General features: G+C 69.3%; 12 protein-coding genes. 6 read left to right on the top strand and 6 right to left on the bottom strand.

Annotation, left to right across the window (positions count from 1 at the left end):
- Positions 1–5 precede the first annotated feature (5 nt).
- From pqqC to pqqE, 3 genes are read left to right on the top strand one after another with little or no spacing between them, the layout of a single operon-like run.
- Positions 6–725, top strand: coding sequence for a pyrroloquinoline-quinone synthase PqqC (gene pqqC, locus ABD743_RS03740; RefSeq protein ID WP_344718861.1), 720 nt, complete (start codon positions 6–8; stop codon positions 723–725).
- A gap of 44 nt (positions 726–769) precedes the next feature.
- The gene (pqqD, locus tag ABD743_RS03735; protein ID WP_344718859.1) at positions 770–1,054 is read left to right on the top strand and encodes a pyrroloquinoline quinone biosynthesis peptide chaperone PqqD; all 285 of its coding nucleotides are present in this window, start codon (positions 770–772) and stop codon (positions 1,052–1,054) included.
- Complete coding sequence (gene pqqE / locus ABD743_RS03730; protein ID WP_344718857.1) at positions 1,047–2,162, top strand: pyrroloquinoline quinone biosynthesis protein PqqE; 1,116 nt, start codon at positions 1,047–1,049, stop codon at positions 2,160–2,162. Before pqqD ends, pqqE begins: the two co-directional genes overlap by 8 nt.
- A gap of 10 nt (positions 2,163–2,172) precedes the next feature.
- Here the strand turns inward: pqqE and ABD743_RS03725 are convergent, their stop codons facing one another.
- The gene (locus ABD743_RS03725) at positions 2,173–3,192 is read right to left on the bottom strand and encodes a LysR family transcriptional regulator (protein ID WP_344718855.1); all 1,020 of its coding nucleotides are present in this window, start codon (positions 3,190–3,192) and stop codon (positions 2,173–2,175) included.
- Between ABD743_RS03725 and ABD743_RS03720 the strand changes: the two genes are divergently transcribed.
- The 3 genes from ABD743_RS03720 (at position 3,187) to katG (ending at position 7,483) form a co-directional block, all read left to right on the top strand.
- Positions 3,187–3,930, top strand: a complete 744-nt coding sequence (locus tag ABD743_RS03720; RefSeq protein WP_344718853.1) for an SDR family NAD(P)-dependent oxidoreductase — start codon at positions 3,187–3,189, stop codon at positions 3,928–3,930. The genes ABD743_RS03725 and ABD743_RS03720 overlap by 6 nt on opposite strands.
- Positions 3,931–3,949: 19 nt before the next feature.
- Positions 3,950–4,957 carry an alcohol dehydrogenase catalytic domain-containing protein gene (locus tag ABD743_RS03715; RefSeq protein ID WP_344718851.1) on the top strand — a complete coding sequence of 336 codons (1,008 nt, stop codon included), beginning with the start codon at positions 3,950–3,952 and terminating at the stop codon, positions 4,955–4,957.
- A gap of 303 nt (positions 4,958–5,260) precedes the next feature.
- Positions 5,261–7,483 (top strand): catalase/peroxidase HPI, encoded by a 2,223-nt coding sequence (katG, locus tag ABD743_RS03710; protein WP_344718849.1) that lies wholly within the window; start codon positions 5,261–5,263, stop codon positions 7,481–7,483.
- Positions 7,484–7,587: 104 nt separating this feature from the next.
- On the opposite strand, the gene ABD743_RS03705 is transcribed toward katG, so the two are convergent.
- From ABD743_RS03705 to ABD743_RS03685, 5 genes are all read right to left on the bottom strand, one after another.
- Positions 7,588–8,265 carry a FadR/GntR family transcriptional regulator gene (locus ABD743_RS03705; protein ID WP_344718847.1) on the bottom strand — a complete coding sequence of 226 codons (678 nt, stop codon included), beginning with the start codon at positions 8,263–8,265 and terminating at the stop codon, positions 7,588–7,590.
- A 4-nt stretch (positions 8,266–8,269) separates the two neighbouring features.
- Positions 8,270–9,631, bottom strand: a complete 1,362-nt coding sequence (locus tag ABD743_RS03700) for an alpha-L-fucosidase (RefSeq protein WP_344718845.1) — start codon at positions 9,629–9,631, stop codon at positions 8,270–8,272.
- Between the two features lie 26 nt (positions 9,632–9,657).
- Positions 9,658–10,563: a carbohydrate ABC transporter permease gene (locus ABD743_RS03695; RefSeq protein WP_344718842.1), complete on the bottom strand. Its 906-nt coding sequence runs from the start codon at positions 10,561–10,563 to the stop codon at positions 9,658–9,660.
- Entirely contained in the window at positions 10,553–11,476 is a 924-nt protein-coding gene (locus ABD743_RS03690) for a carbohydrate ABC transporter permease (protein ID WP_344719218.1), read from the bottom strand. Before ABD743_RS03690 ends, ABD743_RS03695 begins: the two co-directional genes overlap by 11 nt.
- A gap of 73 nt (positions 11,477–11,549) precedes the next feature.
- Complete coding sequence (locus tag ABD743_RS03685; RefSeq protein ID WP_344718841.1) at positions 11,550–12,809, bottom strand: ABC transporter substrate-binding protein; 1,260 nt, start codon at positions 12,807–12,809, stop codon at positions 11,550–11,552.
- Between the last annotated feature and the right edge of the window lie 234 nt (positions 12,810–13,043).

Below are 13,043 nucleotides of genomic sequence, written 5' to 3'. Positions count from 1 at the left end.
GCCCCATGGGAACAACAACCAGGACGACGACAACCGGGACGACGAGAACCGACGCCGACGACTTCGTCGAGACGTTGCGGGCCCACTCGCGGCGCTACCACGACCAGCACCCGTTCCACGTCCGGATGAACGCGGGTCGGTTGAGCCGCCGACAGCTCCAGGGCTGGGTGGCCAACCGCTTCTACTACCAGGAGAACATCCCCCGCAAGGACGGGGCGATCCTCTCCAACTGCCCCGACGTCGAGGTCCGGCGCCGCTGGATCCGCCGCATCATCGACCACGACGGCACCGCCGCAGGCGAGGGCGGTATCGAGGCGTGGCTACGCCTCGGCGAGGCCGCCGGGTTGACCCGCGAGGAGATCCGCGACCACCGGCACCTCGTCCCCGGGGTGCGGTTCGCGGTCGACGCCTACGTGAACTTCACGCGGACCCGTCCGTGGGTGGAGGCGGTGGCGTCCTCGCTCACCGAGCTGTTCGCTCCCGACCTGATGGCGGAGCGGCTGGCCGCGTTCGAGCGGTGGTACCCGTGGATCGACTCCGATGGCCTCGCCTACTTCCGCGCCCGCCTCGAGCAGGCCCCGCGCGACTGCGAGCACGCCCTCGAGGTGGTCACCGCGCACTGCCTGACCGCCGAGTCCCAGGCACTCGCCGTCGACGCGCTGTCGTTCAAGTGCGACGTCCTGTGGAGCCTGATGGACGCCATCGACCAGGCCTATCCGGAGTGACCGTCATGGACCCGACCCAGCCCGCAACCGCACGGACCGGAACCATGCCCCGACCCGATGTCAGGGGCTCGGACCGGCCGCGGTTGGCGCGCCATGTCCGGTTGGGCTTCTGCCCGACCCGGAAGAAGCCCATCCTGCTGCTCCCCGAGACGGTGGTGGTGCTGAACGGCAGCGGCGCCGACATCCTGGAGCTGTGCGACGGGCGGCACACCGTGGCCGAGATCGTGGCCGAGCTGGGCGCGCGATACCAGACAGTCCCTGACGAGGAGGTGCGGCGGTATCTGACCCAGCTCGTCGCCCGGCGCTGCGTGGAGCTATCCGATGGATAACCCCTTCGGATTGCTGGCCGAGCTCACCTACCGCTGCCCGCTGGCCTGCGCGTACTGCTCCAACCCGCTGAACATGGCCGACTACGCCGACGAGCTGACCACGGACGATTGGCGGCGGGTGCTGACGCAGGCCCGTGACCTGGGGGTGCTGCAGTGCCACCTGTCCGGTGGGGAGCCGCTGCTGCGGCGCGACCTCGTGGAGATCGTGGCGGCCGCTCACGACCTTGGCCTGTACTCCAACCTCGTGACCAGCGCCATCGGGCTCTCCCGTGCGAAAGCCGAGCAGCTGCGGGCCGTGGGCCTCGACCACGTGCAGGTCAGCATCCAGGCCGACGAGCCGGCCGTGTCGGACCGGATCGCCGGCACCCCGTCCTTCCAGCGCAAGATCGAGGCCATGGGCGTGGTCAAGGAACTGGGCTGGCCGCTCACCATGAACGTGGTGCTGCACCGGCAGAACATCGATCGCGTGGCCGACGTGCTCGACCTGGCCGAGGAGGTGGGCGCCGACCGGGTGGAGCTGGCCAACACCCAGTACTACGGCTGGGCCTGGCGCAACCGTGACGCGCTGCTTCCGAGCCGCGTCCAGCTCGAGGCCGCCGAGGTCGTCGTGCGGGCCGCCCGCGAGCGGTTGCGTGACCGCATGGACGTCATCTACGTCATCCCCGACTACTACAGCCGCTACCCGAAGCCCTGCATGGGTGGCTGGGCCTCCCGGCAGCTGACCGTGACGCCGAACGGTGACGTCCTGCCCTGCCCGGCCGCCCAGTCCTTGCCGTTGCCGCGGGCGAGCGTGCGCGAGGACACGCTGGAGCGGATCTGGGCCGAGTCCCCCGTGATGACCGCGTTCCGGGGAACCGACTGGATGCCGGATCCCTGCCGCAGCTGTGACCGGCGGGAACTGGACTTCGGCGGGTGCCGCTGCCAGGCCTTCCAGCTCACCGGCGACGCCGCCCGTACCGACCCGGTCTGCCATCTGTCGCCCGACCACGACCTGGTGGCCCGCGCGGTCGAGGCGGCCAACGCCGAATCGCGGGCCGGCGATCCTCCGCTGATCCCCCGCCCGCACGGGGTTCGCCGACCGGCCCGCCTCCCGGGTGGTGGGGGCTAGCCGCTCGCCCTCACGCCGGCTGTGGCCGTGTGACTCGCCGACTCTCCCGCAACAACAGATCAAGCAGCGGGTTCACGGTATGCCGCGGCCAGACGAGCGCCAACTGGAGCGGATCGGCGTCCACCAGGTGTAGCCAGTCGAGCCGCGGGTGAGAGAAGTACGCGGCAGTCGACGCCGGTGCGATCCAGCAACCACGACCGACGGCGACGAGGTAGAGGCACTCCTCGGGCGTACGGCCCTGGGGGCCGAACACCGCGCGCGTGCCGTCGGGACGCGGGTCGATGAACCAGGATCGCACCACGTCGTCGGGCATGCCGTCGCGCGGGCCGACAATCGGCTCGTCCGCGAGGTCGGCGATCGTCAGCGAAGGACGCGACGCGAGCCGATGCCCGGGCGGTAGCGCGACCCAGCGTGGCTCTTCGACCAACGGGTGCGTGACGAACCGTGGGTCATCACCGATCGGCAGCCAGAGGAAAGCGGCGTCGACCGTGCCCGCGACCAGTGCGTCGAGCTCGTCCGGCAATGTGTTCACGGCGACCGGCTCGACCACCAGATCGGGCGCGGCGCGGCACAGCGCTGCCTCGACCTCGGGCATGAAATGCGCGGTGCTCTGGGCTTTGAACGCGATCCGCAGCCGTCCGGACCGGCCCGAGCCGACCAGCCGCGCCTCACTGATCATCTCGGTCATGGCCGTCAGCACGGTGCGACCTTGTTTCAGCACCACTTGACCGGCCGACGTGAGTTCGACACCCGACGACAGCCTGCGGACCAGAGGTGTGCCCACGATCCGTTCGAGCTGCCGGATCTGCCCGCTGACGGCCTGCTGTGTCATTGCGAGGCGCCTGGCCGCCCTGGTCATGCTGCCTTCTTCGGCGACCGCCGTGAGTGCTTCCAACAGCCGGACGTTCAGGTCCACCGAGCCGATCCTGCCACAACGTCTGCTTGTGGCAGCCCCAACGACTCCCTGTTTCCCTTTTTTACCGGTCACCTGAACGATGACAACATCGACACAGTTGGAGATGACATGCAACTTGACGGGAAGGTCGCGCTTGTCACCGGATCCTCGAAAGGTCTGGGTCGCTCGATCGTGCTGCGGCTGGCGGAAGCCGGCGCAGATGTCATCATCAATTACTCGCGGGACGAGGCTTCGGCGGACGAGGTGCGGAAAGCCGCCGAGGCCCAGGGCGTACGTACTCTCGTCGTCCGGGCCGACGTGTCCCGGGTGGAGGGTATTCAGCAGCTCTTCGACGCGGCGATCACCGAGTTCGGCCGGATCGACATCGTGGTGGCCAACGCCGGCATGGAGAAGGTGAACGTACCGGTGGCCGAGGTCACCGAGGAGGACTTCGACCTGCTCTTCCGGGTGAACACCAAGGGGCCCTACTTCGTACTGCGCGAAGCTGCCCGGCGGCTCGCCGACAACGGACGGATCATCTCGATCTCGTCCAACACGACGACGGTCCCGCAGATGGGCGTCGGCCTGTACGGCACCAGCAAGGTCGCCACCGGCTACCTCGCCAGGGTGATGGCGCTGGAGCTCGGCCCTCGTGGGATCACCGTCAACACCGTGGTGCCCGGCCCGATCGACGGCGCCGGGATCTTCACCGATCCGGCCAATGACGAGTACAAGAAGAGCCTGATCAGCACAGTTCCTATCGGGCGATTGGGCACGCCACAGGAAGTGGCGGGCGTGACGGCATTTCTGGCCAGCGATGACGCCGCACTGATCACCGGTCAGCAACTCGTCGCCGATGGCGGAATGCATTGACAGACAGAAAAGGCGAGACATGACAGCGATGATGCGCGCGGCGCAGGCACAGGTGGCCGGCAGTCCATTCGTGATGGTCGACATCCCGGTGCCCGAGCCGAAACCCGGGCAGGTCCGCGTGAAGGTGCACGCGTGCGGGATCTGCGGCGGCGACGCGATCCCGCGGCTGGGTCTGTTCGGGACCCAGTTGCCGCGGGTTCCCGGTCACGAGATCGCGGGCGTCGTGGACGCCGTCGGTGACGGCGTGCAGGTGTGGCAGGTGGGCGACAAGGTCGGCGTCGGCTGGTCCGGTGGTAGCGACTTCACGTGCGAGTACTGCCGGCGCGGAGACTTCACCAACTGCGTGAATCGGACCATCGTCGGCGCCTCGTACGACGGTGGATACGCCGAGTACATGGTGGCGCCGCAGGACGCGGTCGCCCGTATCCCGGAGGGCCTGTCGTTCGAGGAGGCCGCACCGCTCATGTGTGGCGGTATCACCGCCTTCAACGCGTTGCGGCACTCACACGCGGGCCCGGGCGACACGATCGCCGTCCAGGGCGTCGGCGGCGTCGGCCACCTGGCCATCCAGTTCGCCAACAGGATGGGCTTGCGCACCATCGCGATCAACCGCGGCCGGGCCAAGGAGGAACTGGCCCGCAAGCTCGGGGCGGACGAGTACGTCGACAGCACCGAGGGCAGCGCAGGCGCGGCGGTGCGTGAACTCGGCGGTGCGGAGGTCATCCTGGGCACGGTTGATCACGCCGACCTGCAGTCCGACCTGGTCAACGGCCTCCGGCCGAACGGCAGGCTGATCGTGCTCGAGGGCCAGGAGCCGATACAGGTGACCGGCCACGTGCTGGCGACCGACAGGCTGAACGTCTCCGGCTGGTACAGCGGTGTCGCCCAGGACAGCGAGGACACCCTGAACTTCGCGGTCCTCAGGGGAGTGCGACCGATCATCGAGACCTACCCGCTGGAAGAGGCCGAACAAGCCTTCCAGAACCAGAGCAAGGCCAACATCCGGACGGTCCTGGTCACTCCCTGAGCACCACCCGGTCCCGCGGACGAGGGAACGATCCTCGTCCGCGGGACCGAGGCCTGCCCGATCGGCACTGGCCGAGGCCGATCGGCGAGCGACATTTCCCCATGCGGTCCGGAGATCAACGTGACGCAGTCCGACGACGATACCTAGGGTGGAGGCAGCCGGTCTGTGAACGCAGCCAGGAACGAGTGGAAAGACGCCACGCAGTGCCCGGTCCGCAGTAGGCCCGCCCGCGACGAGCGGTGACCGGCGCGGACCGCGCGCATGCCGTCGGCGTCGGGGATGGACCAAGGGCGGTTCTCCAGCATGACGGACGTATATCGGACATACGACAAGAGCCTCGGCCTCGGCATCCACGCCTCGGCCGGTCCTGACACCCGCCCGACCGGGAGCGCGACCAACCGCGACTGGTGGCCGAACCGGCTCGATCTGTCGATCCTCCGGAAGCACCCCGCCGTCGCCGACCCCATGGGCGAGGCCTTCGACTACGCCGCCGAGTTCCTGACCGTCGACCTCGACGCACTGGCGAAGGACGTCGACGAGGTACTGACGACCTCGCAGGAGTGGTGGCCCGCCGACTTCGGCCACTACGGCCCGCTCGTGATCCGCATGGTGTGGCACTGCGCCGGGACGTACCGCGTCGACGACGGCCGAGGCGGCCCGGCCGCCGGCATGCAGCGCTTCGCCCCGCTGAACAGCTGGCCGGACAACCGCAACCTCGACAAGGCGCGCCGTCTGCTGTGGCCGGTCAAGAAGAAATACGGCCGCAAGATCTCGTGGGCCGACCTGATGGTCTTCGCGGGCAACCGTGCCCTCGAGACGATGGGCTTCAGGACGTTCGGCTTCGCCGGTGGCCGGGAGGACGTCTGGGAGCCGGACGAGGACGTCTACTGGGGCCCCGAGCGCACCTGGCTCGGCGACGAGCGCCACACCGGCATCCGCGAGCTCGCGCATCCGCTGGCCGCCGACCAGATGGGCCTCATCTACGTCAACCCGGAGGGCCCGAACACGGTCCCGGACCCGCAGGCCTCGGCCCGGGACATCCGGGAGACGTTCCGGCGCATGGGGACGAACGACGAGGAGACCGTCGCGCTGATCGCGGGCGGGCACACGTTCGGCAAGACCCACGGCGCGGCAGACCCCGACCGCTACCTCGGCCCCGAACCCGAGGGCGCTCCCCTGGAGGAGCAGGGCCTGGGCTGGAAGAGCGGCTACGGCACCGGGAACGGCGCCGACACCATCTCCAGCGGGCTCGAGGGCACGTGGACACCCACCCCGACGACGTGGGACAACAGCTACTTCGAGACCCTGTTCCGCTACGAGTGGGACCTCGAGCTGAGCCCCGCCGGTCTGTGGCAGTGGATCCCGAGAGATGGCGGCGGGGCCGGCACCGTGCCGGACCCCCACGACCCGTCGAAGACACACGCCCCGACGATTCTGACGACGGATCTCGCACTGCGGTTCGACCCGGTCTACGAACCGATCGCGCGGCGCTTCCTGGAGAACCCGGACCAGCTGGCCGACGCCTTCGCCCGGGTCTGGTTCAAGCTGACGCACCTCGACATGGGCCCGATCCAGCGCTACCTCGGTCCGCTGGTCCCCCAGGAGAGGCTGATCTGGCAGGACCCGATCCCCGCCGTGGACCACGAGCTGGTCGGGGACGAGGACATCGCCGCCCTCAAGACCCAGATCCTCGACTCCGGGCTGACGGTCCCCCAGCTCGTCTCCACCGCGTGGGCGTCGGCCTCGACGTTCCGCATCAGCGACAAGCGCGGTGGGGCGAACGGCGCGCGCATCCGCCTCGAACCCCAGCGGGGCTGGCAGGTCAACGACCCCGACGAGCTCGCGCAGGTGCTGCGCACCCTGGAGGGGATCCAGGAGTCCTTCGGCAGCTCGCAGACCGGGGGCAAGAAGATCTCGCTGGCCGACCTGATCGTGCTCGGCGGGTGCGCCGCCGTCGAGCAGGCGGCCCGGGCCGCCGGCCACGACGTCCGGGTCCCGTTCACCCCGGGGCGCATGGACGCCCCCCAGGAGCAGACCGACGTCGAGTGGTTCGCGGCGCTCGAGCCGGCCGCCGACGGGTTCCGCAACTACCAGGGGAAGGGCCACCGAGTGCCGTCGGAGCACCTGCTCGTCGACCGCGCGAACCTGCTGAACCTGAGCGCGCCCGAGATGAGCGTCCTCGTGGGTGGCCTGCGTGTGCTGGGTGCGAACTCCGGGCGGTCCCCGCTGGGCGTCTTCACCTCGACGCCCGGGTCGCTGACCAACGACTTCTTCGTGAACCTGCTCGACATGGGCACGGAATGGAAGCCGACGTCCACGACCGCGGAGACCTTCGAGGGCTGCGACCGCGCCACCGGCGAGGTCAGGTGGACCGGCAGCCGCGTCGACCTCGTCTTCGGCTCGAACTCCGAGCTACGGGCCGTCGCGGAGGTCTACGCGAGTGACGACGCGCGGGAGAAGTTCGTGGCGGACTTCGTGGCCGCGTGGGACAAGGTCATGAACCTCGATCGGTACGACCTCGCCTGAGCGACACCGAGCCCCTCAACCGCACACATCTCCTGGCCACCGTGCACACGTTCGGACATGTGTGCCGTGGCCAACCGATGTGTGCCGCCTGCCTGCTGTGGGGGTCAGCCTCCGGTCGTCCTGCGTAGCCAGCGGGCGACGCCGTCGATGTGGACGGTCGCCTGCGCTGCCGCCAGGGCCGCGTCGCCCTTGCCGAGCGCCTCGACGATGGCGTGGTGCTCGGTGAGCGTGCGTCCCACTGCGCCCTCTTCAGTGAGCCCGCGCCACACGCGTGCCCGCAGCGTGCTGCTCGACACCGTCTCCAGGAGGCCGACCAGGTAGGCGTTGCCGGTCAGCTCCGCGATGTGGCGGTGGAAGACACGGTCGTGGGCCACGAGGTCGTCCACCGACGTCGTGGCGTGCACCTGGGCGAGCAAGCCGAGCAGGTGCTCGACGTCCGACGGTGTCGCGCGGCGCGCTGCCAGCGCCACGGCCGCGGGCTCCAGGATGCGGCGCACCTCGAACAGCTCCAGCGCCGACGAGTCCTGGTGGATGTCCACCAGGAACGACATCGCGTCGAGCAGTAGATCCGGGGTCAGGCTCGTGACGTAGGTGCCGTCGCCCTGGCGCACGTCGAGCACCCGGATGACCTCGAGTGCCTTGACCGCCTCCCGCAGCGAGCTGCGGGAGAGCCCGAGCGCGTCGCTCAGCTCCTTCTCCGGGGGCAGCCGGTCCCCCGGCTGCAGCTCCCCGGACCGGATCATCGCCTTGATTCTGAGGATCGCCTCGTCGGTGACCGCCACGCGCTCAGGAGGCGGCGAACCCGACCGCCACGGGTGTCTCGGCCGTGCGGACGGGCAGGTCCACCGTGACGCCACCGCTGTCCGCCCTCGCCGGTACCGGTGTGCCGTCGGCGAGGGCGGCGGAGGCGAGATCGAGGCGACCGGGACGGGCGGGCAGGGTGACGGCGGCGCCGCCGGGCGCGTCGACCACCGCCCACACCGTGGCGTCCGTACGGGTCCAGCGGACCCATGGAGTGCCGGACGGATCCGCGATCTCGCCATCGAGGGGACGTGAGCCGTGCACCACCCGCGAGTTCACGGCCATCCAGTCGGCGAGCGCCTCCAGGGTCCGGCGCTGGCCGTCGGGGATGAGCCCGCTCGCCGTCGGGCCGACGTTGAGCAGGAGGTTGCCACCCCGGGAGACGACGTCGACGAGGTGGCGCACCAGCTGCGGCCCGCTCATCAGGTGCCGGTCGTCCTCGACCTGGTTGTAGCCGAACGACAGCCCGATCCCCCGGCAGTTCTGCCAGGCCGGTGAGCCCTCTGCATCGAGGTGGTGCTGGTACTCGCTCGTGCGGTAGTCGCGGTGCGTGTCGCCCCACCGGTCGTTGACGACGCCGTCCGCAACGGTCGCGTAGTAGTGCTGGAACAGCTCGAACAGGCCCAGCGGACCGGCGTGCTTGCCGAAGTCGGGCCACTCGATGTCGTTCCAGAGCACGTCGGGCCGGAATCGGTCGATCAGGTCGCGGACGTGCAGGTGGGCGTACGCGGCGTAGGCCGCGTCGTTCGGCCGCAGCGCCCGCACGTTCGCGTCCGTGTCGATGACCGGGAAATCGCTGGTGCTCCAGTCCAGACCGCCCGAGTAGTAGACGCCGAACCGCATCCCCGCGCCCCGCACGGCCGTCTCCAGGTCGGCGATCAGGTCACGACGCGGACCTCGGTGGACGGTGTTGCGCGAGCCGGTGCCGGGCGCGTCCCACAGGGCGATGCCGTCGTGATGCTTCGTCGTGGGGACGACGTAGCGGGCGCCCGCCCGCGCGAAGAGGGCGCACCAGTCCTGCGGATCGAACTGCTCGGCGCGCCAGGCGTCGAGAAACTCGTCGTACGGGGCGTCTCCGTAGGTCTGCCGGTGGTGGCGGCGGGCCGGGCTGTCGTCGAACCGGATGGTGTTCCAGTACCACTCGGCGTAGGCGTTGTGCGCGAACCACGTCGCCTCGTCGACCGCTCCGAGCTCCCCGGTCGGTTCCGCCCACGCCGGCACGGAGTAGGCGCCCCAGTGGATGAAGATGCCGAGCTTGGCATCGGAGAACCAGCCGGGCAGCGGACGTGCCAGCCGGCTCCACTCGACGGTCTCGATCCGGCTACCGGTCTCGACGGGCGTGGCCATGGGACTCCTTCGCGTGCGGGTGTCGGTCATCGGCCGCCGAGGCCGGACAGGGCGATGCCCCGGACGAGGTGGCGCTGCAGCAACACGACCATGACGACGGTCGGCAGCATCGAGATGGCCGAGGCGGCCATCAGCAGGTGCCACTGGTTGCCGTTCTGGCTGAGGAACAGGTTCAGCCCCAGCGGCACCGTCGCCATCTCGCGGCTGTTCACGACGATCAGCGGCCAGAGGAAGCTGTTCCAATAGTTGATGAATGTGAATGCGGCCAGGACGGCCACGGCGGGCTTGGCGATCGGCACGACCACCTGCAGGAGGATCCGCAGCTTCCCGGCGCCGTCGATCGTCGCGGCTTCCTCGAGCTCGCTCGGGATCGAGAGGAAGAACTGCCGCAGCAGGAACGTGCCGAACGCGGTGAAGGCCCACGGAAGGATCAGTGCCGCGTAACCGTCCACCCACCCGAACTGCTGCATGAGGATGAACATCGGGACGACGGTGACCTCCTGCGGCACCATCAGCGTGCCGAGGTAGACCAGGAAGAGGCGGTCGCGGAACCGGAAGCGCAGCCGGGCGAACGCGTAGGCCGACAGCACCGATGTCACGCAGACGACGACCGTGCCCGTGACCGCGACGAACAGCCCGTTGAGCATGAACCTGCCGAACGGCAGGTAGCTCCACGCCTCGGCGAAGTTGGACCACCGGATCTCCGACCCGATGAGCCCCGCGCCGCTGCCGAAGACCTCGGCCGGCGGCTTGAGCGCGCTCGCGATCATCCAGACGAACGGCATCAGGAAGAGCACGAGAACGGCGGTCAGGAGCACCTGCGACAGCACAGCCCGTGGGCTCATGCGCCTGCGCCGCGTACGGGCCGGGCGTTGCTCACCGCCCACCTCGGCGAGCCCGGCCGGGCCCGGCGGCAGCGTCTCAGCCGTCATAGTGCACCCACCGCTTCTGACCCAGGAACTGCAGCGCGGTCACGAGCATGATGATCATGAAGAGGAACCAGCCGATCGTCGACGCCGTGCCGAGGTCGAACTGCTCGAACCCCTGCCGGTAGAGATGAAGGACCATCGTCTCCGTGGTCACTCCGGGCCCGCCGCGGGTCAGGACGTAGGGCTGCACGAACACCTGGAACGAGGTGATCAGCGTCATGATCATCGCGAAGAACATCGACGGCGAGAGCATCGGCAGCGTGATGCTCCAGAACCGGCGCAGCGGTCCGGCCCCGTCGATCTCGGCCGCCTCCCGGATGCTCTGCGGGATCGCATCGAGTCCGGCCGAGAAGACCAGCATGTTGTAGCCGAAGCCCTGCCAGACCGACATCAGGATCACCGCAGCCATCGCCCAGCGGGTGTCGCCCAGGAAGTTCGGCGCCGGGACGCCGAACACGGTCTGGACGGTCTGGTCGATCACGCCGCCCGGTTGGTACAGCAGCCGCCACACCAGGGCGTTGGCGATCATCGGCGTGACGGTGGGGATGAAGAAGAGCAGCCGGTAGAGCCCTCGCCCACGGATGCGGGGCGAGATCCACAGCGCCAGCCCGAGCGAGACGACGATGTTCAGCGGGACGTAGACCACCACGAAGATCAGCGTGTTCAGCATGATCTGGTGGAAGATCGGGTCGCCGAGCAGGTCCGTGAAATTGTCCAGCCCGACGAACCGGCGCCTCCCGAGCACCGGCCAGGCGAAGAAGCTGATCGCCAGCGATCCCACCAGCGGGATCAGGGTGAACAGCAGGAACCCCGTGGTGCTCGGGGCGAGGAATCCCAGTGCTGCCCGGCCGTCACCTCGCCGCACCCCGCGCCCGGCGTCCCGCCGGAGCTCGGCCGGTGGGGCCGGAACCGACATCGTCACGTGCAACCGCCTCCCCGCGGGCGCGCCGCCGCCACCGGGCAGCGGCGCGTCCGCTCCGGTCGTGGTGTCATCCGGTCTGCTGCTGCACCGTGCTCAGGAAGTCCGGCACGCTCTGCTGGCCGTTCACCGCCTGCACGCCGTACTGGGTGAAGAGCTGCGAGACCTGGGTGTAGTTCTCCGTCGCCGGAGAGCTCACGCTGTTGTCGATCGCCGCCTTCAGGCCCTCCTTCGCGCCCGCCAGCTCCGGCTTGAACCACGCGTCCTGCTGAGCGATGCGGGACGGGTACGCCCGGCCCTGGTCGGCGAGGTACTGCAGCGCCTCGGGCCCGGTGAGCACGGCGATGGCCTGCAGCGCCTTCTCCGGGTCCGCACACGTCTGCGAGATCCCGAAGCCCGAGCCTGCGACCTGGCTGTGCGAGCCGCTGTCGCCCGCCGGGATCGGGAGCACACCGACCTCGAAGGCCGCCTGCTTCTGGACGTTCACGAGCTGCCAGGGACCGTCGACGACCATGGCGGCGTCGCCGGCGATGAAGCTGCTGAGGGCGGGCGTCGGGTCGCTGGTGGCCGCGACCTGCGGCGCGACGTGCAGCTTGTTGACCAGGTCGGTGTACCACTGCACCGCTTCGACGAAGCCCTGCTGCGTGAGGTCCATCTTCCCGTCGGGCGTGACGGGGTCGGTGCCCTCCAGCGAGAGCGACCACGGGATGACGCTGTCGATCGTGGGGTAGAGCGCGAACCCGTACTTGCCGCCCGTGGTCAGCGACTGGGCGGCGGACAGGAAGTCCTGCACGGTCCAGTCGACCGAGGGCACCGGCACGCCGAGCTCACGGAAGCGGTCGACGTTGTAGAACATGACCAGGGGCCCGAAGTCATAGGGAATGGCGAGCTGCTCGCCGTCCACCTGCAGGCCCTTCCAGATCGACTGGTCGAAGTCGGCCGGGTTGACGCCCGCGCCGGCGAGCATGTCGTCGAGCGGGACCAGCAGCGGGGCGATGCTGCGTGCCCGCAGTGACTGGACGCCCAGGATGCAGCCGGTGTCTCCACCGCTCGCCTGTGCGGCCAGCTTGGTCCAGTAGTCGTTGAAGCTGCTCGTCTGGAACTCGAGCTGAATGTCGGGATGGGCCGCGGTCACCATCTGACCGAGGTGGTTCCAGGCTTCGACCTCGGCGGTGGACCCGCTCCACATGTTCCAGACGAGACTGCTGCGGCCGTCCGCGGTGGTGGTACTGCCACCGCCGCCGTTCGAGCCGCATGCGGCAACGGCCAGGGCGAGAGTCACGGCAGCTGCGGCCCCAACGGCCCGCTTCCACGTGGTGTGAACCGTCATGGTGCTCCTCGACGCTGATGGAGACATCCGATGTTCCGGGGACAATGACGGTCGCCGGCCCCACTCGTCAAGAGGGCGAGACACAATCGCCGTGCACGCTCTCCGCGCGCCTTCACACGCGGACCCGCCGCCGACGGGATCACTACCGAGGAGCCATCTACCTCGGATTATTCGTGGCATGCCAATCGGACCACATGAGCCTCGGCTCGCAGCGGTGGGCCGAGCTCGCGAATC

It is taken from the genome of Pseudonocardia yunnanensis (genome assembly GCF_039534065.1).
Lineage (GTDB): Bacteria > Actinomycetota > Actinomycetes > Mycobacteriales > Pseudonocardiaceae > Pseudonocardia > Pseudonocardia yunnanensis.
Note: the sequence above shows the minus strand (reverse complement) of the source record. Positions and strands in the feature narration are given on the sequence as shown.